Here is a 26,407-nt window from a genome sequence, read left to right on the forward strand (position 1 = left end):
TTTTTTTATTCTTGCTCATCAGCAGGTGGCTCGGTTGGCTTAGCCTCCGGGGTTTCCTCTGTGGTGCTGCTATTTTCAGGAGCCTCTCCATCTGCTATATCACCTTCCGGGCTTTCACCTTCTGGTTTTTCCTCTTCCTCCTCTTCGTGCTCAATTTTAGCTACCGATGCAATTTCATCATCACCTTTCAATGTAATCAAACGTACACCCTGGGTAGCGCGGCCCATTGTCCTTAATTCGCTTATCGCGATGCGGATAATAATGCCCGATTTATTGATGATCATCAGGTCCTCATCATCAGTAACACCTTTTATGGCAACAAGTTTGCCGGTTTTTTCGGTTACGTTGATGGTTTTAACACCTTTACCACCACGGTTAGTAACGCGGTAATCATCAATATCAGTACGTTTGCCATAACCTTTTTCTGAAACTACCAGTACGGTTGTATCGGGGTTATCAATACTGATCATACCTACAACTTCGTCCTGATCGTTCTCTAAGGTAATACCACGCACACCAGTTGCGGTACGCCCCATCGGCCTAACGGTCGATTCGTTAAAGCGAATTGCACGGCCCGATTTAAGCGCCATTACAATTTCACTTGTTCCGCTGGTTAGGTTAGCCTCCAGCAGTGTATCGCCATCGTTAATATTAATGGCGTTGATACCGTTAGTACGCGGACGGGAATATGCCTCGAGCGATGTTTTCTTGATGGTACCTTTGGTGGTACACATAATGATAAAGTTATTTTCCAGGTATTCCTGGTCTTTTAACGATGTCAGCTTGATGTACGCTTTAATTTTCTCTTCCTTAGGTACGTTAATGATATTTTGGATGGCACGGCCTTTAGATGTACGTGATCCTTCCGGAATTTCAAATACCCTTAACCAGAAACAACGGCCGGCCTCGGTAAAGAACAGCATGTAGTTATGGTTTGATGCGATGAACAAGTGCTCGATAAAGTCCTCATCGCGGCTATTACTGCCTAATGATCCTTTGCCGCCCCTGCCCTGCCTGCGGTATTCGGTTAACGAAGTACGTTTGATATAACCTTCGCGGGATATGGTAATTACTACGTTTTCGTCCTCGATAAAGTCTTCGGTATTCATTTCGGCTGATGAATGCACCATTTCGGTTTTGCGTTCATCACCGTATTTATCCCGCATTTCGGTCAGCTCGGTTTTAATGATCTGGTAACGCAGGCCTTCATCATTTAAAATTGATTTCAGGTAATTGATCGTCTCCATTAAAGCGGCATACTCATCCTTAATTTTATCACGTTCCAGTCCGGTTAAACGGCGCAGTGTCATATCAAGGATAGCGCGTGCCTGAATTTCGGATAAACCGAATTGCGTCATCAAGCCATCGCGGGCTTCCTCGGGCGTATTTGAACCGCGGATCAGTTTAATTACCTCGTCCAGATGGTCTAAAGCTATCAGTAAGCCTTCCAGTATATGCGCGCGTTTTTCGGCTTCAGCCAGTTCGTACTTGGTACGGCGTACCACAACCTCGTGCCTGTGCTCTACAAAATGGTGGATCAGATCGCGCAGGTTCAGCAACATTGGGCGGCCATGTACCAGCGCGATGTTATTGATACTGAATGATGTTTGCAGCGCGGTATATTTGTACAGGTTATTGAGTACAATCAGCGCGTTAGCATCACGTTTTATCTCGTATACCACCCGGATACCTTCCCGGTTAGATTCATCCCGGATAGAGGTGATACCTTCAATTTTCTTATCGTTCACCAGCTCAGCCGTCCGTTCAATCATGATCGACTTATTGATCTGGTACGGGATCTCGCTCACAATGATCCGCTCGCGGTCGCCGTTATATACTTCAATTTCGGCGCGGGCGCGGATGACGATACGGCCACGGCCGGTCATAAAGGCCTCCTTAGCGCCCTCATAGCCGTAAATAATACCGCCAGTTGGGAAATCGGGGCCTTTAATATGTTTCATTAGCTCGGTAACCTCAATATTGCGGTCATCAATTAAAGCTAATGTGGCATTAATTACTTCGGTTAAATTGTGGGGCGCCATGTTAGTGGCCATACCCACCGCAATACCCGATGCTCCGTTTACCAGCAGGTTAGGGATTTTTGCCGGCAGCACGGTTGGCTCCTCCAGCGAGTCGTCAAAGTTTAGCTGGAAATCAATCGTATCCTTATTAATATCGGCCAGCATGTCCTCGGCAATCTTTTGCAGCCTTGCTTCGGTATACCGCATAGCCGCCGGCTCATCACCGTCAATAGATCCGTAGTTACCCTGGCCTTCAACAAATGGATAGCGTAAGCTCCACTCCTGGGCCATACGCACCATGGCATCGTAAACCGATTTATCACCATGCGGGTGGTACTTACCCAACACCTCACCCACAATACGGGCCGATTTTTTATAAGGTTTGTTGTTGCTCAGGCCCAAATCAAGCATGCCGTAAAGCACGCGCCTGTGAACCGGTTTTAAACCGTCGCGCACATCAGGAAGCGCCCTTGATACGATAACCGACATTGAATAATCAATGTAGGCTGATCGCATTTCTTCATCAATATTTATCGGAATTATTCTGTCTTCTGTATGCGAATTTTCGTTTTCGTTATCTTCAGCCATCTTATTTAGTTAATAGAATACTGCGCCGCGAAAGGTTTATATTTTTTATTTTTCAAAGCGACCTGCGAAGATAGGAATTTTAAGCTTAGCGCCACATTTTTTTACTAACATATTACCTGTTTTACACATAAAATGCCCATTTTCAGAGCTATATTTATCCACAATTATTTTGCCCTTTTCCAATACTCTTCCACCTTCATTCCGGTAGGTAAAATACCCTGCAAAATCAGCGTGTCCCGGCGGATGGTGTAATGATATTTCATCATTTTCCCGGTCATTTTTGATGGCTGCGCGCTGTAGGTCTCCGTCTCTGCGCAAGTATCCTTTTTAAGGCTGTAATTGCCCGATTGATATTTTTGCGGCTTCTCCCCTTTCTCTAATAAAAACGCGTCGAATTTATCGGACTGGTATTTGCGCTGGAGTGTATAGTCGGTTGGCGCTCCCTCCTTTTTACCATTATAAATACCGCCTTTAAATGTCCAGGTGCCTTTAAGCGTTGGCGCGGCCTGGAATGCCGAGCAGCAGGTAATGATCAATAAGGAAGCAACGGTTAGTTTACGGATCATAGTTTTACCAGTTAATACCTTTTTTCAGGAGTGATAACGTACGGGCCTCTTCAGTATTGTCTTCGGCCTGGTAATTATACAACCATTTGGCGGTTGGCGGCAGGCTCATTAATATCGATTCGATACGGCCATTTGTTTCCAGCCCGAATTTAGTGCCGGCATCATATACCAGGTTAAACTCTGCATAGCGGCTGCGGCGCTGGTATTGCCACTCCTGCTGTTGTTCGGTATAAGTTTTGTTGCGATTCCGGTTCACCAGTTCGGTATAAACCGGGATGAACGAGCGGCCTAATGCTTTGGAAAATTCAAAGATATCCGTCCAGCTTAAATCATCAGTAGCAACCAGCTTATCGTAAAATATACCGCCTATGCCACGGGTTTCCTGGCGGTGTTTGATATAGAAGTAATCATCGGCCCAGGCTTTGAATTTGGGGTAAAAGCCTGTATTGAATTGACCGCATACATCCTTTAAATGCTGGTGGAAATATGTGGCGTCTTCATCAAAAATATAGTGTGGGGTTAAATCGATACCGCCGCCAAACCAGCGCACCGGTTGCTGGTCATCGCCAAAAGATGAAGGCATCTCAAAATAGCGGATATTCATGTGGATGATAGGCACCATGGGATGATTGGGGTGCATAACGATGGAGATCCCCGTCGCGAAGAAATCATTCTGCTCCACCTTTAAGGATTTTTTTACCACATCGGGCAAATCCCCGTAAACGGCCGAAAAGTTGACACCGCCTTTCTCCAGAATGTTACCGTTTTGGATAACCCGGGTACGGCCGCCGCCGCCGCCTTCGCGCTCCCAAATCTCTTCTTCAAACCCTGCTGTGCCGTCTAAATGCTCCAGCGCGGCACAAATTTCATCCTGTATGGTTTTATAATCGGCAGTTATTTGTTCTTTGGTGATCATCAGCGCAAAGGTGGGTATTTTTCAGTCATTTGTTATTACGCGTCAGTCATTCCGGTTTCAAATTTTATTGTAATAATCTGATTGAAGATCAAAACAAAGTATCTAAAACGAAATTTGACTAATGACTAATGACTATATCGGCGTAACGTCGCCCTCCACATAATTCAAATCTTTCCCAAATGTTTCTTTTAGCTGGCTAAGGGAGAACAAAGCGACGACGGTAAGCAAGGCCATCATGATATACCCTGCCTGCAACATACCATAATGCGCGCTAAATAGGGCAAACAGGGCGTTTATGGGAATCAGCGCGCCACGTACAAAGTTGGGGACCGTGGTTGTTACCGTAGCGCGTAAATTGGTGCCGAATTGCTCGGAGGCTATCGTTACAAATGTAGCCCAATAGCCCACGCTGCATCCCATAAAAAAGCAGATCCAGGTAAACTGGGTGGCGGTTAATCCTTTTGAGCTAAGATAAACCACTACGCTTACTACCGATAATAAAAGGAAAACCAGCATGGTTAACCTGCGCGATTTGGTAATCTGGGCCAGTAAGCCGGCAAAAAGATCGCCGACCGATATACCGATATAGGTATACAATACACCATCGCCAGCGCTTAAAACTTCTTTTGCGCCCATGGCCTTGCCAAACTCGGGAGAAAGCGTTACCAGCACCCCTACCACATACCATAGCGGCGCACCTATTAAAATGCAATACAGGTATTTAAAAAAACGTTTACGATCAGAAAACAGCATCAGAAAATTACCGCGCGATACATTTGATTTCTCCGCATCCTTAAACATGCCCGATTCAAAGGTCCCCATACGGAGTGCTAACAGGATGATCCCTAAAGCGCCCCCTACCCGGTAGGCATTTTGCCAGCCAAAATCCTTAGCTACTATGTTGGCCAATACCGCGCCAAACAAGCCAACTACGGCTATGATCATGGTGCCGTAGCCGCGCTTTTCCTTACTCATGGTTTCGCTAACAAGGGTTATGCCTGCACCTAATTCGCCCGCCAGGCCAACGCCGGCAACAAAACGGACAATAGCATATGTATTAACATCGGTAACATAGCTGTTTAAAAAATTAGCGATCGAATATAAAAGGATGGAACCAAACAGCACTTTTATGCGGCCAAGCTTATCACCTATTATTCCCCATAAAATGCCGCCCAACAACAGGCCAAACATTTGCACATTGATAATAAACGTTCCGGTTGCTTTGATATCGGCAGCGGCAACGCCAATGTCCGTAAGGCTTTTTATCCGTACTATCGAAAAAATAAGCAGGTCGTAAATATCAACAAAGTAACCAAGGGAGGCAACCAGTACTAAAAAGATCATATTAATATTGGCCCGCTGGGTGGTAATGTTAGTCATATATATGTTATGGTAATAGGGATGTAATTGGTAGCCTAAAATAAAAGATTAAAGGCACTATGGAAAATTTTTGCATAAAAAAACCTCTGGCTTATGCCAAAGGTTTAGCTCTATCAGAATTATAGATTATACCTTTTTCACTTTTACTGCCTGTAATCCTTTTCTGCCTTCTTCCACCTCATACTCAACGTTATCATTATCCTTGATAGCGTTTACTCCACCCAGTACATCTTTAAAATGTACAAAAAGGTCTTTTCCTTCTTCGGTAATGATAAATCCGAAGCCCTTTTGTGTGTTAAACCATTTTACTTTTCCAGTTTTCATAATATAATTAGCGTATTAAAATTGTTCTTTTTAGATTATTACAAAACCAGACTGAAAAATAAACCGATTAATTATCAGAAAGGAATTAAATTAAAATCCTGTTATCCAAATATATAAATTTATTGTAAAAAAAAACAAATATTTTGTTTTACTAATAATGAGGTATAAAAACCAATGTAAAACACGCAATATTCCAAATAAAAAAAGCCCCCGGTAAAAAAACCGGGGGCTTGCATTTTATAAGAGAGTTTAATTATTTTATCTGTTTGAAGAAATAAACACCACCCTGGGCAGATACTCTTACTAAGATTTCGCTATCAGCTTTTTTCAGATCAACAAAGTAGTCGATAGTTTCTGGCTGAGAGATAGCTAAGTTTACATAAAAAGATGCATCCGGCTCGGCAGATTGAAATTTGATCACCTGGCCTACAGTGTAATCTTTGTAAGTATCAGCCAATTCTTTTTTAGCTGATGATGGAATTTGTTTGAAGGCAACTTCTTCGGTTACACCAAGGTAAGTACCTACCAGGCTGTAAAAAGCGGTCTTTTTAACACCTTCAACTGTAAAATCAGCTTTTTGAGTAGTTGGGGTAATAGTCCATACCACATTTTCAGCACTGTTGAAATCGGCATTGAACTGGTTTAATACGAAGTATGATATGTTTTTAGAATCATCACCGTACTTTTTGCCACCATCTGCAGCTACTGCAGTTAGGCTAAACGTTGCTGCAAAGGCAGCTGCTAATATTAATTTTTTCATTGTCTTAAATTTTAAATCCGAAACAAAAATACATTGTAATTGATGTTTTCGCAAATAAAATTTAATTTTTATGAAAATTTCATAATATGTGTATGTTTTTGTTGGGATATTGAAATTATATCAATTTACTTAGTGTGTTTTTTACAATATCCTAATGGCTTTTTTACCTTGTTAGCTCAATGTCATTAACAATAATTTATCAAAAACAATAAATCATTAACATATTTATAACAAATTAAGCTTTTTTATGTAATCTATAAATAAATGCAATGCTTTGATCTTATCAGCAGTAAGCGAAAAATCTAACTTATGCATTAAATAATCATCCAAATCAAAATCCGTACGTGCAGGTAACTGACTGATAACTGTTTGGCGGTTATCCAGTCCGTATTTTAAAGATCTGTTAAACTCGGTTATAAACTCCTGCGGGATATTTTTGTTGGCTATCCAGGCGGCAAATACAAAAGGCAAACCGGTAAAGGCTTTCCATTCTTCGGCCAAATCATAGTTGTAGGCGTATTTACCCTTCTTTCCAAAAGTGCGGTCGCCTATTTGCACAAAGGCGGTGTTTTGCTCATCAGATTGCCCGTAATCTGTAGCGTTAACTACCATTTGCGGCGTTAATTGCCAATAATTTTGCAATAAAACACGGGCCAGGTTGTTAGACGAACGAGATTCGGGATCGAGTTGCAGGGTTGTTACCTGGTGTATTTCACAATTACTGAATATAAAAACCGAATTAACGGGGCCATCGGCACCAATGCAATAATCGGATACAATTTCCCAGTGCGGTAAATTGATTACGGCGGCTACGGGGATCAGGCCAATATCAACTTTATTATCAATTAACTTTTGGGCGCAATCTGCCGGGATATCCAGGCTCAGGTTTATTTTATTAATAATATCTGTATGGCGCAGGCCATATATAAAAGGTTGCGTGTTAGTATAACTAACCGCCGATATTTTTATTTGATCCACAGGGTGGTTAATGATTTTTTAAATGTATGGAATTATTAAAATCAACGATCTCAAACTGCTGCCCATCGTAAGCTACTTTATAAAGTACCAGGTTTTGGTGCGGAAATTCTTCCATTTTAGTTAATGGCTGCCCGGTTAATAAGCATAGAAATAAGCGCATGGCCCGTCCGTGCATGCAGATCAGCACATTCTTCTCTTCGGGGTGGTTCATTATTGTAGCCAGGGCTTCCTTTTGGCGGGCTTGTACCTCGTTAGGGCTTTCGCCATTCTCAAACTTTATATCAAGTTCACCAGCTGTCCATTTGCGCATTACCTGTAAAAAGGCGGCTTTAGTTTCGGGGGTACTCGCTTTACCCTCGTATATTCCCCAGGCCAGCTCATCCAGCCCTGATAGTTTTTGGTATGGGATGCCCGCATCAATAAACTGCTGTATACTTTGCTGGGTGCGCCTTAGTTCGGATATGTAGATCTTATCAAAAGGTATATTTTTATACATGCCGTAAAACAAATCGGCCTGTAACCTGCCTTCAGCATTTAATTCGGTATCCATACCCCTGCCCTGCACAATCCCCTGTTTGTTTAAGTCTGTTTGGCCGTGGCGTACGATGTATAGTGTCTTTTTAGTCATTTCGCTTCGCTGTCATTTACTTCGTTGTCATTGAGTCATTACGCTTCGCTGTCATTGGCGCATTGGAAATAATAATGCATAATGACCTAATGACTCAATGACCGCGCAGCAAATGACCTAATTTATTACGGGTAATTTATAAAACTGCGGCTTTGCCTGCTCGGGGAACTGGTATTCCATATAATCTGTCACCACATTATATAGGGTATCCCTTTCTACCGGGTACCGGCCCGCTTGTTTAATCAGCTCCACCAACTCGCGTGTGCTCATGCCGGGATGTTGCTCTTCGGCGCCTGCCATGCTGTATATTTTGGTGGTATCATCAAGCGTACCATCTATATCATCAACACCAAAATTTAAAGAAAGTTGCGCTGTAGTGCGACTGATCATAGCCCAATAGGCTTTAATATGATCAAAATTATCCAGGTAGATGCGTGCTATGGCATAGTTGCGCAGGTCCTCTATTACAGATACTTCGGCAATGTGCGACATCTGATTGTCCTTATTACGGAATTTCAGCGGAATAAAGGTTTGGAAACCGCCGGTTTTATCCTGCAACTGGCGCAGGCGTTCCATATGGTCAACCCGGTGCTTGTATGCCTCTATATGGCCATAAAGCATGGTAGCGTTAGACCGTTGACCCAGTTTGTGCCATTCCTCGTGAATTTGCAGCCATTGGTCGGCGGTACATTTATCCTTAGCTATCTGATCACGTATTTCCGGGTGAAAAATCTCGGCGCCACCGCCAGGCATACTTTCCAGTCCGGCTTCTTTCATCATGCGCATGCCGGTAGCGTAATCCAGCTTGGCCTTTTTAAAGATATAGTGATATTCAACCGGCGTTAAGGCCTTAACATGTAATTCGGGCCTATGTTCTTTAATCCGCCTGAACAGTTCCATATAGAAAGGCACATCATACTGCGGCAATACACCGCCAACAATATGCACTTCGGTAACCGGCTCGTTATCATATTTTTTTACGATGTTGAGCATATCGTCCATGGTATACTCCCACCCTTCAGACCGTTCTTTGATCAGGCGTGAGTATGAACAGAATTTGCAATCGTATACGCAAAGGTTGGTAGGCTCGATATGGAAGTTGCGGTTAAAAAAGGTTTTATCACCATGTTTTTGCTCGCGTATATAGTTAGCCAATACGCCTAAATAACCCAGCTCACCTTTTTCGTATAGCAAAACACCCTCATCAAATGTAACGCGTTGATTATTTAATACCTTTTCGGCTATGCTTTTTAGTTCGGCAGGTAAATGCGGATCGTGCAGTAATAGTTGTAGATTTTGCTCAGTTTGCATTCAATAGTACGTTTGATGCAAAAGTACGGATTTGCCGTTTCAGAATATCATTTTGGTGTAAGTATTTGCAACAGAACCGGCCGGCTATTGTATTTCTTTCAAGTATACTCCGGTAAAGCTTAATCTAAACAATCGTTGGGGCTGTAGCCACAGGTAAGCAGGTTTAATTTATAAACCGGTAATAGACTTAATGTGTACACCGCTAAAGCAATCGTCCATGCAGCCGTTAGGTACGTAGCCACAGCTTGATATAAGGCTCCGTGCATCGGCTTCAAATATCACATCGTTTTTGTTTTTGTCTGCCGATAGCCATTCACTTTTGCACTTTGCATAAATATCATCAAGCGTAAGTAATGGAGCCCCCTGCTGGTGAGTACCTAAAGTTGTCGCGTCCTCTGTCCAGTTGTCTTTTATATCAAGCACATGGCTGTTAGCCGCATACATGCCTACCAGGAAAGCCCTGCCGGTTACTTTGCCGTTTTGTACGGTTATTTTTGTTTCGTGATAACCGCCAAATACCGAACCATTATAGGTGACGTACGAGTAGTTATTATTTACGGAGGCCTTAAATAAGTTCCAGGCTTTCTGGCTGTTCGTAAATTCGGTAATATATGGTGTAGTATCTTTTTTACAGGCTATAAAAAACAGGGCTATAAAAATGCAAAACAGTTTTTTCATGAAATGAGGTTTTTAAATACCATTACGTAATTTTGCTGCCGAACGCTACTATATACAAATATGAAAATTGAAACCATTGCCATACACGCCGGAAACAAAATTGATGATGCTACTAAAGCGGTAATTCAACCTATCGTCATGTCTACCACATTCGAGCGGGAAGTTGACGGCAGCTATGCAAAAGGCTATATCTACAGTCGCTCGGCTAACCCTAACCGGCATTTGCTGGAAAATGTTTTGGCCCAATTAGAGGGCGGTGTTGAGGCCGCGGCCTTTTCATCAGGCAACGCGGCGGGTATGGCGGTTTTTCAATCCTTAAAACCAGGTACACATATTATCGCCCCTGATGATATGTATCATGGCCTGCGTAATCAGATTAAAACCCTGTTTGCGGGGATCCTGGAGTTTGATTTTATTGATGTGAACAACGAAGCCATTTTAAACGCGCATATTAAACCCAACACCGGCTTAATTTGGATAGAAACCCCATCAAACCCCTTATTAAAGGTAACCGATATAAAAAAGGTAATAGCCATTGCCAAACAGCATGGAGATATTAAAGTAGTGTGCGATAATACTTTTGCTACTCCTGTTTTTCAGCAGCCTTTAGCTTTAGGGGCCGATCTGGTGATGCACTCCAGCACCAAATACTTTGGCGGCCATAGCGATTTGATGGGCGGCGCACTGATCACACCAGAAAAAAGCGACTGGTGGTTAAAAATACTCGGGGTACAGGAAATGGGTGGCGCCATCCCCTCGCCTATGGACTGCTACTACTTAGTACGCAGCCTTAAAACATTGCCTTACCGTATGAAAGGGCATGCCAGCAACGCCACGTTACTGACTGCATATTTAGAAAAACATCCTAAAGTAGAAACCGTAATGTACCCCGGGCTTCAATCGCACCCGCAACATCAGATAGCAAAAGACCAAATGCTGGGCTTTGGCGCTATGTTTTCGTTTTGTGTTAAAGGCGGCGCCGATGAAGCTAAACAGGTGTTATCCAAACTCAACCTGTTCACCATAGCCACCAGCTTAGGCGGTGTAGAAAGTTTGATAGAGCATCGTGCATCTGTAGAGGGGCCGGATACTAAAACGCCGCAAAATTTACTGCGTGTATCGGTCGGGTTAGAGCATATTGATGATTTGATTGCGGATATGGAGCAGGCTTTGGCAAGCTAAAAGCACAAGGCATAAAGCTGAAAGCTACTTTTTTGTCCGGTTTTTATGGCTGCTTTATGCTTTCGCCTTTCAGCTTTATGCTTAAAATGAAATTTAATTTGGAGAGATACGTCTTTTCAACCTATATTTGGAACATTATTTGGTAGCGATACTAAAAAAAATCAATTCCCTTCAAAAAGGTTTTGGTTTATAAAGAAGTGGCGAGAGATCAGGCTCAGAGACCCACTGGCAACCCTCCAAAATGGAGAAGGTGCCAAAACCTGGCCCGGTGAATGGATCATCGGGGGTTATAAATTAACAACCATGAAAATTAAAATTTACATCCAGCAACAACCCGCTCCTACGCAAACGCGTATGCCTTCAACCTGTAATATCGCTCATGGCGATATGCCGATCTGTTGTAGCTGCTGTTGCTAACATACACGTTCCCTTTTCCAAATTTACCGAAAATACGTGTATAGCCAGGGATAGCTTATATCCTTACCTATCAATCAATTACACAATTTATTTATTAAAAAATTATACCATGTCAACCATAGTTTTAAAATGTAAAACTCAGCATAACAGCAAAGCGATAATCAGTTTAACATTTTTTAGTTTTTTATAAGTGATATAACCGGTTATAGAGGCTGCCGCCGGATTGAATGCCCGGCCGCAGCCCGAATAACCCATTTGAACATGAATACACAAATATTTAAATATCAGCAGGCATTTGAATTGGAATCGGGTAAGCAGCTGCTTAATCTCGAGATCGGTTTTCATACGTACGGCACCCTCAATAAACAACGCAATAACGTGGTATGGGTTTGCCACGCGCTTACGGCCAACTCGGATGTGCTGGACTGGTGGAAAGGCCTTTTTGGCGATGGTTTTTACTTTAACCCCGACGAGCATTTTATTGTATGCGCCAATATATTAGGATCGGCTTATGGTACTACCAATCCGTTAAGCATTAATCCGGCCACTAACCTACCCTATTATCTTACCTTCCCCGAGTTTACTATTCGCGATATTGTAAAGGCGCACCAGTTATTAGCCGCTCATTTAGGTATCGATCAGATAGAAGTATTACTTGGCGGTTCATTAGGCGGGCAACAGGCATTGGAATGGAGCATAATGGAACCCGAACGCATCAAAAATCAAATATTGATAGCTACTAACGCGCGCCATTCGCCCTGGGGCATTGCTTTTAACGAATCGCAGCGCCTGGCTTTAAGCGCTGATAGCACTTTTTACGATAATACGCCCGATGGCGGCAGCAAAGGTTTAAAAGCGGCCCGCACCATAGCCCTGCTCTCCTACCGTAATTATAAAACTTATCATATTACCCAACAGGAACAAACCGACGAACTGCATAATTACCGGGCGGCCAGTTATCAAAACTACCAGGGGCAAAAACTGGTTAACCGTTTTAATGCCTATAGTTATTGGTACCTTACCAAGGTAATGGATTCGCACAATGCCGGGCGTAACCGTGGCGGCGTTGAAAAGGCCTTAAGTACTGTTATCGCTAAAACACTGGTTATCGGTATTAAATCCGACGTGTTATTCCCTATTGAAGAACAGCAATACCTTTTCAGGCATATCCCAAAAGCGGCTTTGGCCGAGATAGATTCACTATATGGTCACGACGGATTTTTAATAGATACCGAGATCCTGACCAACGTTATTTCATCATTTTTTAAAACAGACGTAAAAGGCAAGATCATCGACTTGCAGCAAACAGCATAAACATAATGAGTAAGAAACTTAAAATTGGACTTTTTGGCTTTGGCGTGGTTGGCCAGGGCTTATATGATATCATCCGAACCAAAAACCTGAACATCGAGATTGTTAAAATAGCTATTAAAGACGCGTCAAAAAAACGCTCGCTCCCATCCGAACTATTTACTACCGATAAGGACGAACTACTGAACAACCCCGAGATCAATACGATTGTAGAACTGATTAACGATACCGAAGCGGCTTATGATATCGTTTCTACCGCTTTAAGTACAGGCAAAAATGTGGTGTCGTCCAGCAAAAAAATGGTGGCCCTTTATTTACAGGAATTAATAGACCTGCAGCATCAGTATGGCACATCTTTGCTGTATGAGGGCGCGGTTTGCGGCAGTATCCCCATTATCCGTAACCTGGAGGAGTATTATGATAACGAGTTACTGCACTCTATCAGCGGTATTTTTAACGGCTCATCTAATTATATTCTCTCTAAAGGATATAACGAAAACATGGATTATGATACCGCGCTTAAACTGGCGCAGGATTTAGGTTTTGCAGAAACCGACCCGACGATGGACGTTGGCGGATTTGATGCCAAATTTAAGCTGGTGATTGCCGCGGCCCATGCCTATGGCGTAATTATAAAACCAGAGGAAGTGCTGAACGTTGGCATCCAAAACCTGTCGGCTTATGATCTGCAATATGCCCGCGAAAAGAAATTAAAGATAAAGCTGGTACCTGTAGCAAAAGAACTGGACGACCAGCATGTTACCATGTTTGTATTACCCAAACTGGTTAACGAAAACGAGTTTTTATACAATGTAGATTACGAGTACAATTGCGTAACCGTGCAAGCGGCATTTGCCGATCAGCAATTTTTTTATGGCAAGGGGGCCGGCGGCCACCCTACCGGTTCGGCGGTATTATCGGATATCGCTGCCTTGCGTTACGATTATCAGTACGAATACAAAAAAGCGCATCAAAAAAAGGACCTGAAGTTTACGAATAATATCGAGCTGAATATTTACCTGCGTTACGAAGATGAGGACCTGGTAGAAGCGTTACAGTTTGAATATATCCACGAACGCTTTTATTCTGGCAATTATAAATTTGTTACCGGCAAGATCAATCTGCAAAACCTGATCGATAATCAATACCGTATCCTGAACAGCAAGGCATTTGTTGCTTTTGCCGATCAGTTAACGGGGGTTAATTTGGCCCTGGCAGCAAAACAATCGGCCGAAGTTTTTTAGTGGATTTCTCAGTCGAATAAGTTTAAAAGGCTTTCTTCACGGAAGGCCTTTTTTGTTTTTTTTTGATGTGCAGCCATAGATTTAACCACGGAGGTCACGGAGGGAGAAGCACAACGAACACAGAGCTTATAATCAATTCTCTGTGCCCTCTGTGAAAAACTCCGTGACCTCCGTGGTTAAATTACCCTACAAGTATAATTTTTAGGGCAAAATTTAAACATATCTTTATATTTGGTCAATATTTGACTGTCCCTGATTAAATGTCAAAACTTTATAAGCTATCAAGCAATAAAATATTTATTACTTTCCTGTGGTTTGGGCTAAGTTTTTTCGCCGCCTTTAAAATGGTTATGGGGCATGCCATTAACAATTACCTCATTTATAAATATACTTTTATCAACCTGCTGCATCAGCACAATTTATACACGCCCCAGCCCCATTTCTTTTTAGATACTAATCATTACGGCCCGCTGTTCGGCATATTGATTGCCCCCTTTGCATTGCTGCCCGATGGCATTGGCGCCATATTGTGGACCATGTTTAATGCCATGGTTTTGTACAAAGCCATCCTGCTACTGCCGCTAAAAACCGAGTATAAATACTTTATGCTTTTAATCTGCGCGCACGAATTGATGACCGCGGCTTATAGCGTACAGTTTAACCCGATAATGACGGCCATTATCATTTTTAGTTTTATTTTTATTCGGAATAAAAAAGATTTTTGGGCGGCCTTTTTCATCATAGCCGGTACCTATATTAAACTATATGGGATAGTAGGACTGGCATTTTTCTTCTTCTCTGATCATAAGATCAAGCTGATCATTTCCCTGATGTTTTGGTCGGTAGTTTTATTTGCACTGCCCATGCTGTTTTCTTCACCATCGTTTATCGTACAATCCTATCACGATTGGTATACCAGTCTGAGCGAAAAAAACCAGTATAATACGTTTTCTGATATGCAGGATATCTCGGTTATGGGAATGATCAGGCGGATATTTAATTACCCTGCCTTATCCAACACATTGGTTATTTTACCGGGTATGCTGTTGTTTGCCACCTCCTATCTGCGTATTAAAAGTTTTAAAAACCTGCATTATCAGTTATTGATCCTGGCCTCTGCCCTGTTATTTACGGTAATATTCAGCACCGGTTCAGAGTCGCCGACTTATATTATAGCTTTTGCCGGAGTAGCTACCTGGTTTATGAACTTAGACAGGCCAGTTAAGCCATTTGAGATTTTTTTACTGATATTTGCTTTGATCATAACCAGTTTGTCGCCTTCAGACCTTTTTCCGAAGTTTATCAACAAACAGTATATCAAACCATACGCATTAAAGGCGCTGCCCTGTTTTGTAATATGGCTTAAAATAATTTACGAAATCTTAACCAGGGAGTTTAAACAGCAAGTACCTGAAACAACACCCGGATTGGCCACATGAGCAAGAAAATATCGGTAGTTATTCCATCTTTTAACGAAGCCAGCAACGTCAGCGAACTGGTGATGCGCTTAACCGCGGTGCTAAAAAAATTACCTTATGCTTACGAGGTGATTTTTATTGATGACGGCAGTTCGGATAATACTTTAGCGATTTTAAAATCGCTAAACAGCATCAACAGCAACCTTTACTACCTGGAGCTTTCCCGCAATTTTGGCCACCAAAACGCGCTGAAAGCCGGGTATGATTATGCTGAAGGCGATTGCATCATCAGCATGGATGGCGATTTGCAACACCCGCCCGAACTGATCCCCCAATTCCTCGCCAAATGGGAAGAAGGCTTTGATGTGGTGTACTCCACCCGCGAATACCAGGATGACGCCACGTTTTTCAAGACCAAAACATCGGATATTTTCTACAATATGATCAACTCCTTATCGGACACCAAACTGGAAAAAGGCACTGCCGATTTCCGGCTGATAGACCGTAAGGTAGCCAATGTACTGGTACAGTTAAACGAGAATGGCCTGTTTATGCGCGGCCTGATCAAATGGCTGGGCTTTAGGCAGTTTGCCATTAATTACCAGGCCGATCCGCGTTTTTCGGGTAAAAGCAAGTATACCTTTAAACGCATGATCAGGTTTGCCGTAGAGGGGATTACCGCGTTTAGTGTGCGCCCGTTGAATATCGCCATTGGTATCGGCGCGTTCTTCTCATTTATGTCGTTATTATACATCCCTTACATAGCCTGGACTTTTAAATATGGGCATGAAGTGGCGGGCTGGGCATCGGTTTTGGCATCGGTTGTGTTTTTTGGCGGTATGCAGCTCATGGTATTAGGTATCATTGGCTTGTATTTGGGTAAAATGTTTATGCAGTCTAAAAACCGGCCTAATTATATTGTACGGTCAACCAATTTAGTAAAAGTGAACCAATGATATTGTTAAGCTTTGATATAGAAGAATTTGACATGCCCTTTGAGTATGGCAAAACGCTGGACTTTGACGAACAGTTAGCGGTATCAACCGAGGGCACGGTTACTATACTTAACCTGTTGAAGAATGCCGGAATTAAGGCTACGTTTTACTGCACAGCCAATTATGCCAAACATAAAACCGATATTATTTTGCGCATTGTTGAAGAAGGGCACGAACTGGCATCGCACGGTTATTTCCATTCGGAGTTTATACCCGAGCATTTAGCATCATCAAAACGGGTGCTCGAAACCATTGCCGATACACCGGTTAAAGGTTACCGCATGGCCCGTATGATGCCTGTTGATGAAGTAGAAATACAAAAAGCGGGCTATAAATACAATTCGTCTATTAACCCCACCTGGCTCCCCGGCCGCTATAATAATTTCAACCGGCCGCGTAAATGGTTTTGGCAGGATAGTGTTTTACAGATCCCTTCTTCGGTTTCGCCTTTTATGCGGTTCCCGTTGTTCTGGCTGAGTTTTCATAACCTGCCTATGTTTATCCTGAAATGGTTGTGCGATATTACTCACCGTAAGGATGGTTATCTGAACTTATACTTTCACCCCTGGGAGTTTACCGATTTGGATAAGCCCGAAAAGTACGGCTTCCCCGGTTATGTAACCAGGAATACCGGCGATGATTTTACCGCCCGCATGCGTTATTTTATTAAATGGGCGCAGGAAAAAGGTTACCAGTTTAAACGCACCGGCGATTTTGCTGCCGATATTATACAAAAAAGCCGGAAATAAAAACTCATAACTAAGCAAAGTATTATTATCTAATGCCCCACCGACTGATATTCCTTTATCATTGTAAATCGACAAGGTTGAATCCGGAGCTAAATATTCTTTAATATATTGATTTTAGCATTTAGTGAACTGTCATTCCAACAAATATTTTGCAAAGAACGCTATTGTTAAATCGGCATCCTTCGCGTTAAAAACATGGGCCAGGTTGGGTTGTACAACTATATCCAGTTTGTCGGTGGCGTTCCTGGCCTTGTAGGCGTCGGTTACCGTAACGAAACCGATCTGTGCGCCGGGGTATGGGTTGTTAGAGTCCTTGTCCTTACTTAATATCAGTAAAGGCCGCGGCGCGAAAAGCCGTATCATTGACGGGCAATCAAACTCGCCGGTTATGCCGGGCAGTATCTTGTCCCATACGGCTTTTACATTGACCTGATTAACGGTGCTATCGCCCAGGTCATGGGCGGCTTTTTTATGGGCGTCGCCAATAGTGCCGGCACGGCCTTGCCATTGGTTATTCTCCAGGCTCCATTTAAAGCTTTGTACGGCAATGCCCAGCACCGCCGCGTGTATCCTTGTATCTACCGATGCCGCCATCCAGGTCTCCATCCCACCCATGGATATGCCGCCCATACCAATACGGTCGGCTTTAACGTCAGGGCGGGTGACCAGGTAATCCACCAATCGCCAAAGATCATAAGCGGTATCATACAAAAAAGGATAGGCATGGTGTGTTTGGTCGTTGGTTTTAAAGGCCTGGTAAGCGGCCTCGGTATATTCTTTACTGCCGTGAGCGCCGCCGGGTATGCGCTGGCCATGGTAACGCGCGTCAATAGCCACACCCATAATGCCCAATTTGGCCAGTTTGATAAATATTGCCTTAATGTCGCCCCGATCCTTAGTGCCGCCGGTGCCGTGCAGGAATATCGCCACCGGGAACCTGGTTTGCCCGGCTATTACCGGTTTGTAAATAAGCACCGGCATGCGTTCGTTGGCTTCGGTATAGATACTCCCAGTATCTACCTGTATCGAATCCATGCTTACGTTGCCGAACCGGGGCTTCGGGTCCACCATCGGGCGGTTCAATAGATCTTTAAAATCTCGGGCTACTTTGTCCGGCAATGGGTAGTTCTCTGCCTGGCCAAATGCGACCGCGGCATTCATCATCAATAAAAATAAAAACGCAGTGAACTTTGTATCTGGTTTGGTCTTCGGCATGATGTGGGAACTAATTGATAACTAAATGTAGAAAGTCTCCATATAACGCACAACTTTTTATTCCATTTTATATCACTTTCCAATCGCACAACACGTTTTTAGCAATAAATATCTATGCCAAAACACTACATCGCTGCCGATATTATACAAAAAAGCCGGAAATAAATTTCCGGCAATTTTGCATAAGGTATTTAACTGATCTTCTTTAATCTAAACTATATTTCCCGGTTCATATCCCAGTTCTCCAGGTAATCGGCTACACGGCGTACAAATGATCCGCCTAAGGCGCCATCAACTACACGGTGATCATACGATAGCGATAAAAACATCATATGCCTGATCGCTATTACATCACCCTCTTTCGTTTCTAATACGGCCGGTTTCTTTTTGATGATACCAACAGCCAGTATAGCCACCTGCGGTTGATTAATAATTGGCGTGCCCATTACATTCCCAAACGAACCTACGTTAGTAATGGTAAAAGTGCCGTTCTTTACTTCATCTGGTTGCAGTTTATTGTTACGTGCGCGGTTAGCCAGGTCATTAACCGATTTGGTAACACCGGTCAGGTTTAGGCCATCAGCTTTATGGATAACCGGCACAATGAGGTTGCCGCTTGGCAAAGCCGTAGCCATACCTATATTGATATCCTTCTTTTTAATGATCTGGGTACCCGATATCGAACTATTGATCAGCGGGAAATCCTTGATCGCCTTTACCACCGCTTCAATAAAGATGGGTGTAAAAGTGATGCGTTCGCCTGTTCTTCCTTCAAAATCCTTTTTAATTTTTTCGCGCCATTTTACCAGGTTGGTTACATCGGCCTCAACAAATGAGGTTACGTGCGGCGATGTATGCTTGCTCATCACCATATGATCGGCAATAAGCCGGCGCATCCTGTCCATCTCAATAATCTCGTCACCGCCTGAAACCACATAAGCTGGCTTCGGCTGAGCCGGGGCTTGCGGCGCGGCTGCCGGTTTAGGCGCTTGCGCGGCTTGTGGCTGAGGTATTGGTTGTGCCGGTTTGGGCGCTTGTGCTGGCTCTTGTTGTGGCTGTGCAGGTGTTGCCTGTGGGGCCTGTTGTGCTTGAGCTGCAGGGCGTGCGGCTTGTTGTGCAACCGGTTGAGGCGCTTGCTGCGGCTGTGGCCTTGGTGCTTGTTGTGTAGCGGCAGGCGACGGCCTGTTGGCCTGGGCAGCTGTACGTTTGCTGAGATAGTTCAGTAAATCGTCTTTAGTCAGGCGGCCATCGGCGCCTGTGCCGGGGATCTTATCCAGTTCGGCTATGCTGATATTTTCCTGCGCCGCTATATTTTTAACCAGGGGCGAATAAAAACGGTCGGTATTGGTAAACGACGGAACCTGTATAATCGGTTCCTCCGGTTTAAGCTGATTAATGCCCGGTATGGGTTCTTCTTCAAATTCAACGGCATCATTTGCCGGGAATGATTCCTTATAAACAGGCGCAGATGGTGCCGCCGGTTCGGCAGCAGGTGCAGGTGTGGTTTTATCCTCTGGCGTTGCGCCGGTTTCTATTTCAGCTATCACCGCACCTACCTGTACAACATCGTTTTCATTACATAATTGCTGGGCAAGTATCCCGCTCACGGGTGAAGGTACTTCGGAGTCGACCTTGTCAGTCGCTATTTCCATTATTGCCTCGTCCGCTTCGATATGATCTCCAGGAGATTTCAGCCACCTGATGATCGTCGCTTCTGCAACACTCTCACCCATCTTTGGCAGCAACAATTGGTATTTGGCCATATTAAAATTCAGTATAGATGGGTCAAAAATAACGATTCCAACCGTTAGTTTTCCACTTCCGACAGTAAAGTATTCAACATTCCTAACGCCGATATAGCGCTCCTTTCGATGTTTTGGAGCCTTTTGCTGCCAAATGTGAATTTCTTTGCCACTGTTTTGTTAACAGAAGCTACTGCTATCCAAACAGTTCCGACGGGTTTATCCGGAGTGCCGCCTCCCGGGCCGGCAATGCCTGTAACCGCTATAGAATAGTCTGATTTAAAATTAAAAATCGCGCCTTCTGCCATTTCCCTAACTGTTTCTTCGCTAACAGCGCCATGTTGCCATAAAGTTTCGTTCTTTACGCCCAGTACGCTTTCCTTTAATTCGTACGAATAGCATACCGTCCCGCCAAAAAACACGCTTGATGAGCCCGGATGCTGTGTAAACAAATGTGAAATATAACCACCTGTGCAACTTTCGGCAACCGACAGGGTTAAACCCCTTGCTTCCATCTTATTTAAAATGGCTTTTTCAAGCGGGATATCTTCTTCGGTAACTAACACGTTAGCTACCCGGGTAGCTAATAATTTTGCGTAATGATCTACTTCTGCGGTTAAAGTGGCCTCGTTTTCTCCGTATCCGCTTAAGCGCAAACGCACCTGCCCTAATTTGGGCAAATAGGCCAGTTTAATATGCGCCGGCAGGCTGTCTTCAATATCTTCTATCCGCGTAGCCAGGAAGGATTCTCCCTCTCCCACCGTCAGCAAGGTTTTGTGTACAATGGCCTGTAGCTTAAAAGTAGCTTTTAGCTTAGGCAGCACGGTATCTTCCATCATGTACATCATTTCAAACGGCACTCCCGGCATCGACATATAGACCCGTCCATCTACATTAAACCACATACCGGGCGCTGTGCCATTGTTATTAATAACAACTTCGCAATTGGCCGGTACCTGTGCCTGCAGGCGGTTCACTTCCAGTAAGGGGCGGTTATATTTTTTAAATATCCGTTCTACATTATCCAGGGTTTCCTGGTTGTCAACCATGCCAACGTTAAAGTATTCGGCTAATGTTTTTTTGGTGATATCATCCTTGGTAGGGCCTAATCCGCCGGTAATGATGATGATCTTTGCGCGGTTATGCGCCTCGGCTAAGGCGGTCAGTATGTGTTCACGGTCGTCAGATACCGATGAGATTTGTTTTACCCTGATGCCTATTTTATTTAGTTCCTGAGCTATCCAGGCCGAATTGGTATCAACAATCTGGCCAATCAGTATTTCGTCTCCTATGGTTATAATTTCAGCAAGCATTACAGGTTGTTATAATAGTCTTTACGTTTACTTAGTTTCAGATCCTGTAAAATAGAGGCCTTAACTTTCAGCGTTACATTGTATGATTTATAATAGCCAAACGGGATCCAGCTCATAGACAGGTCCCAGCAATGGAGGTCCCTGTAAATAGAGAACGATGTAGCGTCGCTAAACTTCTGCACCTTTAAATCGTAGTTGGTTGAAAACTGCACTTTCCACTTAGGGGTGATACTTAAATCGCCGCTTATTTGCATGGTGTTTGAAATGACCGAGGTAAGCCGGTCGTTATTGTAATTAAAACTGTAATTGAGCGAGAGGTTCCATGGAACATTAAAATCTACATACGCGTTCGGATCACTGTTTAACAAAGCCAATTTATTAGCTTGTTCGGCCGACATATTTTGTATGGTATTGGGTTGCCCAACCGGTCGCTGCCTTTGTTCGGGCTTAAAAGCAGCGGGGTTTAAGCTGGCCCCCATAGATACGTTGAAGGATGTTAAAAATGGAAATGCCCCATCCTGGAAAGTATACCTGTTAACCCTTTGAGTATAACGCACCCTTGTATTATTAGCTACAGAATCGCGTACGTTTACAACATAAGGATCAAACACACCACCAAAACTGATGGATACCTTTTGGTTTAAGATAGATGTGTGCCCACTGAAATTGATCGGCGAAAGCCTAAACGAATCTGCCGCGAAATTATAAAACGTGCCGAAAGATAAGCCTTGTAATATGGGTACGTTCCTGTCTTTACCCGATGTATCGGTACTTTTTGCCCGCACCTTGGCCTCAATGGTATTATCAACAGATAAACTTAAACCTGCCGATTTCCCGCCGGATGGGCCGCCATAAATGGCCTGGTCGAAAATTGAATATCGCTGTATGGAGGCTGGATATGGCACGGTAGCGTTACTAACCGCTATCTGGTTAAAGCCATAGCTCAGGCTCGAATAATCGGGCCGGTAGCTGAAACTGATAGACGGGGTGATCACATCGCGGATCTTCCGTATTTTACTATTTTTAAAGCTGATAATACCATATATCTTGGTCGACATACCAGCGCTAAGGCTATACTCCCCTACACGTTTAAAGCCGGGGATGGTATCAACGATCATCGAATCCAGACCGCTTAAGCTGCCCCGGTTAAATCTTTTCCGGGTGGTTTGAAAATACCATTTGTCGCTATAATTTACGCTGGTATTAAACTGGAAGTATTTAAAAACATTAAGGTTAAGCCCAATAGGTATTTGATGCTGTAAGCCATTTTGCAAACGTTTTTGGAAAGTGGTGCTTTTAAACAATTCGCCTTCGGGTATGGCATTTAGCTTATTAGTCCCTTGCAGGCTATAACCTATGGTTAGTTTTTGATACCATTTCTGCTCGCCAACCCTATCCTTGGGATCAAACGGACTAATGGTTGACATGTTGAAGCTGAAACTGGGTAATTCCAGCGTTACTATTTTACGCGTAAGATCCTGGCTGTGCGAAAGGTTAGCGGTAAAGTTAAACGGCGTCCCTTCCCACGTTTTGCCATAAGCAATACTGGAGTGCAGGTTGTTTTGGGTTAATTGCTGCAAACTGTAGTTGGTTGTAGCCGGGTTATTTTGATAATAGCTGGATGTACCGGCATTTACCGATGCGCTGAAGGTAGTACCCGGATGCGCGTTGGGACTTGTACTGTGCGACCACTGCACGTTAAAATCCTTTTGCGCGGGGTCTCCTTCCAATCCATAATTATGCGACCCGTAAGCCAGGGTGAGCGATCCCTGGTATTTATACAGCTTAGTGTACCGGGCATTGGTGTTTACCTCGTACGATCCTTTTGCATAAATGGTAGCTTGGGTGGTTAAATCCACATAATCGTTTATACCCAGGTAATAACCAAAGTTACGCAGGTAAAAACCCAGTTTCTGATCTTCGCCAAAAGTAGGCAGGATAAACCCGGATGAACGGGAATCGGGCTTAGGGAAAAATCCGAATGGTAAGCCAATCGGCAATGGTACACCTTGTATTTCCAGGTAAAAAAGTGATGATATGATCCTTTTCTTTTCGGCAATACCCTTGGTTATTACAATACCAAAGTGCGTGTAGGGATACGGCAGATCGCAGGTGCTTAGCAAGGAATTTTCATAAGCCACTTCATCGCCCTTTAGCTTTTTAGCGCGGCCGCCGGAGATAAAATTTCCATCCTGCTCAATGGCGCCATTGTGTATAATGCCGCCTTTGGTATTATAATCAAATAAGAGAGAGTCGGATGTCATGGGCTTTTCTTCCTTGCCCATTTTAGAGATGGGCCTGCCTCTGTATCGTTTGGTTTTGGGATCAATCAACCCGCTCGCAAAGATCAGGTGTTTCTTTTCGTCTATCCTGATATAGTCGGCCGTAAGTTCAAACTCGCCATAGGTTACATGCGCGTCGCCATAATAATAGCTAAGCCCGCGTTCACGGTCGAAATAAGAGGAATCTTTAGATGTGGCGATAACCGTTTCGGTCAGTTGATCGGTATCCCGGGGCGCTGTATCCTTTTTTTTTCTGGTGGTATCGGTTAGTTTAGGATTGGCTTTTGGCTTCTTAATACGTAATAATTTCGCGTCACGTACCGAATCAAGCTGAATAATCGTATCTTTAGCTAAAGCATAATTGTGATATGCGCCTTTATTCGCAGCAGCAATCTCATTTAATACCAGTACAATTGCGAGCAGAAAAAAAAGTCGTATAAATTTCAAAATCGATTATGAATACTAATTTTGCATATTTGGTTAACAGCGCTCAAAAATAATGAAAAATAAAGCATTAGAAAGATTGATTTGTGGTTTATCATTATCATTAGTTTCGCTTACGCTTTTCTCTTTTAAAAGTACCCGTGATACTGTCATTGCCCCTGCCTTTAAGCTAAAAACTGTTGTTGTTGATGCTGGCCATGGCCGCATGAGCAACGGGAACTGGAGAGGTGCATCGGGTGATTATTCTCAGGAAAGTAAAGTAACGCTTGCGGTGGCATTTAAATTGCAGGCCGCCATACAAAAAGAATTACCCAGCATTAACGTAGTGATGACACGCACCGATGATAACGATGTGTTATGGCAAAAACGGGCGGATATAGCTAATCAAAACAAGGGGCAATTGTTTATTTCCCTGCACTGTAATTCGCTATCAGACAGGATAGTAAAAGGCGCCAGGGGTAGAAAAATACGGGTTCCGGACAGATCGGGCAAGGGTGTTTTGCTATTGGTGTATATTTACCGCAGGGTTGGCGAGCAGGAAGCAGCCATCAGGGAAAATGAGTTTGAAGACAAGAATTATAAAGATAATACCGAACTGAACCCCACCGATCCGGCTTCGATTATCCTTTTAAACGCGTTTAAAGATAAATATCGAAAACAAAGTTTGCGTTTTGCGAATTTAGTGAATGATGAATTTGTAAATACCGACAACCGTAAAAGTGAGGGTGTGCGCGAGCAAAGCGTACTGGTACTTGCACGCAGCGGAATGCCATCGGTGCTGGTAGAGATGGGTTATATTAACAACCCCGATGACGAACGGTACATGAACTCGGAAGAAGGGCAAAATGAAATTGTAGCAACGCTGATACGGGCGTTAAAAGCATATAAAAGGGAGGTTGAACAAACCGCGACACCCGAAGGGAATTGATTAATTATAATATACATCTATTTTGAAAATATCTAACGAAACCAAAATCGGCGCCTTAACTGCCATCAGTATAGCGATACTAATTATAGGCTATAGCTACCTGCGCGGAAACGACGTTTTTTCACGGTCGAATAAATTTTATGCTATATATAAAAGCGTTGAAGGGCTATCAATATCAAAACCGGTATTGGTAAACGGTTTCCAGATAGGCCGGGTATCGCGCATGCAATTGCAGCCCGATGGGCGCACCATAGTTGAATTTAAAATAGAACCCGATTATAACATCCCTAATAATACTTTGGCCAAGCTGGAAAGCACCGATCTTTTAGGCAGTAAGGCTATTGTGTTTGAATTGGGTAACAGTAAAGAATACGCCGAAAATAAAGACACGTTACGCGCCGATATACAAGGCAGTTTGGCCGAAAGCCTGCAGCCGATACAGCGCAAAGCCGAATTACTGATAGGTAAAGTAGATTCATCATTAGCGGCTATTAATAAGATCCTTAATCCCGAATTTCAAAGGAATGTTGACCGTAGTTTTGCCAGTATTGCCAACTCATTGCAAACACTGGAAGGCACTACCAAAAAAATTGATAACCTGGTTGGGTCGCAAACCACCCACATCAACAATATTTTGGCTAACGCCGAAACCGCATCGGGGGGCTTGAAAACTACGGTTGATAACATGAACAATGTTACCGGCGACTTAAAAAAGGTAAGTACCGACCTGTCTAATTCTAAGATCAAAGAAACGCTGGATAACGCCAACAAAGCCGTGGCCGATTTGCAAGCGGTACTGGCTAAGGTTAATAGTAACAATGGCTCGTTAGGTTTACTGTTAAATGATACCAAGCTATATGAAAACCTGAACAGCGCATCAAAAAACCTGGATGACCTGTTTATCGACCTGAAAGCGCATCCAAAACGTTATGTAAGCTTCTCGGTTTTCGGCGGTAAGAAGAAGGATTAGTGCTAAGTCCTGAGTCAGAAGTCGTGAGTTTTAAGCAAAGGAAAAGA

General features: G+C 43.5%; 22 protein-coding genes and 1 riboswitch. Of the genes, 8 read left to right on the plus strand and 14 right to left on the minus strand.

What is annotated here, in order from left to right:
• Nucleotides 1-5: 5 nt before the first annotated feature.
• From gyrA to AC07M6_RS08595, 10 genes are all read right to left on the minus strand, one after another.
• Complete coding sequence (gene gyrA / locus AC07M6_RS08550; RefSeq protein ID WP_494888588.1) at nucleotides 6-2,609, minus strand: DNA gyrase subunit A; 2,604 nt, start codon at nucleotides 2,607-2,609, stop codon at nucleotides 6-8.
• 164 nt (nucleotides 2,610-2,773) lie between these two features.
• Nucleotides 2,774-3,175: a hypothetical protein gene (locus tag AC07M6_RS08555; protein WP_494888589.1), complete on the minus strand. Its 402-nt coding sequence runs from the start codon at nucleotides 3,173-3,175 to the stop codon at nucleotides 2,774-2,776.
• Between the two features lie 4 nt (nucleotides 3,176-3,179).
• Nucleotides 3,180-4,091, minus strand: coding sequence for an oxygen-dependent coproporphyrinogen oxidase (gene hemF, locus AC07M6_RS08560; protein ID WP_494888590.1), 912 nt, complete (start codon nucleotides 4,089-4,091; stop codon nucleotides 3,180-3,182).
• Nucleotides 4,092-4,223: 132 nt separating this feature from the next.
• Nucleotides 4,224-5,471, minus strand: coding sequence for an MFS transporter (locus AC07M6_RS08565; protein ID WP_494888591.1), 1,248 nt, complete (start codon nucleotides 5,469-5,471; stop codon nucleotides 4,224-4,226).
• 126 nt (nucleotides 5,472-5,597) lie between these two features.
• Nucleotides 5,598-5,795, minus strand: coding sequence for a cold-shock protein (locus tag AC07M6_RS08570; protein WP_194105848.1), 198 nt, complete (start codon nucleotides 5,793-5,795; stop codon nucleotides 5,598-5,600).
• Nucleotides 5,796-6,048: 253 nt separating this feature from the next.
• A complete protein-coding gene (locus tag AC07M6_RS08575) occupies nucleotides 6,049-6,555 on the minus strand; it encodes a hypothetical protein (protein ID WP_494888592.1) in 507 nt (168 codons plus the stop codon).
• A gap of 225 nt (nucleotides 6,556-6,780) precedes the next feature.
• On the minus strand, nucleotides 6,781-7,533 hold the full coding sequence (locus AC07M6_RS08580) for a menaquinone biosynthetic enzyme MqnA/MqnD family protein (protein WP_494888593.1): 753 nt from the start codon (nucleotides 7,531-7,533) through the stop codon (nucleotides 6,781-6,783).
• Between the two features lie 7 nt (nucleotides 7,534-7,540).
• Nucleotides 7,541-8,161 (minus strand): histidine phosphatase family protein, encoded by a 621-nt coding sequence (locus tag AC07M6_RS08585; protein ID WP_494888594.1) that lies wholly within the window; start codon nucleotides 8,159-8,161, stop codon nucleotides 7,541-7,543.
• Between the two features lie 117 nt (nucleotides 8,162-8,278).
• On the minus strand, nucleotides 8,279-9,472 hold the full coding sequence (gene mqnE / locus AC07M6_RS08590; protein ID WP_494888595.1) for an aminofutalosine synthase MqnE: 1,194 nt from the start codon (nucleotides 9,470-9,472) through the stop codon (nucleotides 8,279-8,281).
• 168 nt (nucleotides 9,473-9,640) lie between these two features.
• Nucleotides 9,641-10,150 (minus strand): hypothetical protein, encoded by a 510-nt coding sequence (locus AC07M6_RS08595; RefSeq protein ID WP_494888596.1) that lies wholly within the window; start codon nucleotides 10,148-10,150, stop codon nucleotides 9,641-9,643.
• Nucleotides 10,151-10,210: 60 nt separating this feature from the next.
• Here AC07M6_RS08595 and AC07M6_RS08600 point away from each other — a divergent pair, with 60 nt between their 5' ends.
• From AC07M6_RS08600 to AC07M6_RS08625, 6 genes are all read left to right on the plus strand, one after another.
• Nucleotides 10,211-11,332, plus strand: coding sequence for a trans-sulfuration enzyme family protein (locus AC07M6_RS08600; protein ID WP_494888597.1), 1,122 nt, complete (start codon nucleotides 10,211-10,213; stop codon nucleotides 11,330-11,332).
• Nucleotides 11,333-11,516: 184 nt separating this feature from the next.
• A riboswitch (SAM riboswitch) is annotated at nucleotides 11,517-11,628 on the plus strand.
• Between the two features lie 382 nt (nucleotides 11,629-12,010).
• Complete coding sequence (locus AC07M6_RS08605) at nucleotides 12,011-13,063, plus strand: homoserine O-acetyltransferase family protein (RefSeq protein WP_494888598.1); 1,053 nt, start codon at nucleotides 12,011-12,013, stop codon at nucleotides 13,061-13,063.
• 5 nt (nucleotides 13,064-13,068) lie between these two features.
• Nucleotides 13,069-14,304 (plus strand): homoserine dehydrogenase, encoded by a 1,236-nt coding sequence (locus AC07M6_RS08610; protein WP_494888599.1) that lies wholly within the window; start codon nucleotides 13,069-13,071, stop codon nucleotides 14,302-14,304.
• 260 nt (nucleotides 14,305-14,564) lie between these two features.
• Complete coding sequence (locus AC07M6_RS08615; RefSeq protein WP_494888600.1) at nucleotides 14,565-15,743, plus strand: glycosyltransferase family 87 protein; 1,179 nt, start codon at nucleotides 14,565-14,567, stop codon at nucleotides 15,741-15,743.
• Nucleotides 15,740-16,678, plus strand: coding sequence for a glycosyltransferase family 2 protein (locus AC07M6_RS08620; RefSeq protein ID WP_494888601.1), 939 nt, complete (start codon nucleotides 15,740-15,742; stop codon nucleotides 16,676-16,678). Before AC07M6_RS08615 ends, AC07M6_RS08620 begins: the two co-directional genes overlap by 4 nt.
• On the plus strand, nucleotides 16,675-17,466 hold the full coding sequence (locus tag AC07M6_RS08625) for a polysaccharide deacetylase family protein (protein WP_494888602.1): 792 nt from the start codon (nucleotides 16,675-16,677) through the stop codon (nucleotides 17,464-17,466). The genes AC07M6_RS08620 and AC07M6_RS08625 overlap by 4 nt, the downstream gene beginning before the upstream one ends.
• 132 nt (nucleotides 17,467-17,598) lie before the next feature.
• Here the strand turns inward: AC07M6_RS08625 and AC07M6_RS08630 are convergent, their stop codons facing one another.
• The 4 genes from AC07M6_RS08630 to AC07M6_RS08645 all read right to left on the minus strand — a co-directional run bounded on the left by AC07M6_RS08630 (nucleotide 17,599) and on the right by AC07M6_RS08645 (nucleotide 24,465).
• Nucleotides 17,599-18,681, minus strand: a complete 1,083-nt coding sequence (locus tag AC07M6_RS08630; RefSeq protein ID WP_494888603.1) for an alpha/beta hydrolase family protein — start codon at nucleotides 18,679-18,681, stop codon at nucleotides 17,599-17,601.
• Nucleotides 18,682-18,896: 215 nt separating this feature from the next.
• Nucleotides 18,897-20,444 (minus strand): dihydrolipoamide acetyltransferase family protein, encoded by a 1,548-nt coding sequence (locus AC07M6_RS08635; protein WP_494888604.1) that lies wholly within the window; start codon nucleotides 20,442-20,444, stop codon nucleotides 18,897-18,899.
• Nucleotides 20,445-20,488: 44 nt separating this feature from the next.
• Nucleotides 20,489-21,736: a competence/damage-inducible protein A gene (locus AC07M6_RS08640; protein ID WP_494888605.1), complete on the minus strand. Its 1,248-nt coding sequence runs from the start codon at nucleotides 21,734-21,736 to the stop codon at nucleotides 20,489-20,491.
• The gene (locus AC07M6_RS08645; protein WP_494888606.1) at nucleotides 21,736-24,465 is read right to left on the minus strand and encodes a putative LPS assembly protein LptD; all 2,730 of its coding nucleotides are present in this window, start codon (nucleotides 24,463-24,465) and stop codon (nucleotides 21,736-21,738) included. The genes AC07M6_RS08640 and AC07M6_RS08645 overlap by 1 nt, the downstream gene beginning before the upstream one ends.
• A 52-nt stretch (nucleotides 24,466-24,517) precedes the next feature.
• Here AC07M6_RS08645 and AC07M6_RS08650 point away from each other — a divergent pair, with 52 nt between their 5' ends.
• Both AC07M6_RS08650 and AC07M6_RS08655 read left to right on the plus strand, forming a co-directional pair.
• Entirely contained in the window at nucleotides 24,518-25,390 is an 873-nt protein-coding gene (locus tag AC07M6_RS08650) for an N-acetylmuramoyl-L-alanine amidase family protein (protein WP_494888607.1), read from the plus strand.
• Between the two features lie 22 nt (nucleotides 25,391-25,412).
• Complete coding sequence (locus AC07M6_RS08655; RefSeq protein ID WP_494888608.1) at nucleotides 25,413-26,360, plus strand: MlaD family protein; 948 nt, start codon at nucleotides 25,413-25,415, stop codon at nucleotides 26,358-26,360.
• Nucleotides 26,361-26,407: the final 47 nt, after the last annotated feature.

The organism is Mucilaginibacter sp. GW821-FHT07H05, from assembly GCF_059418485.1.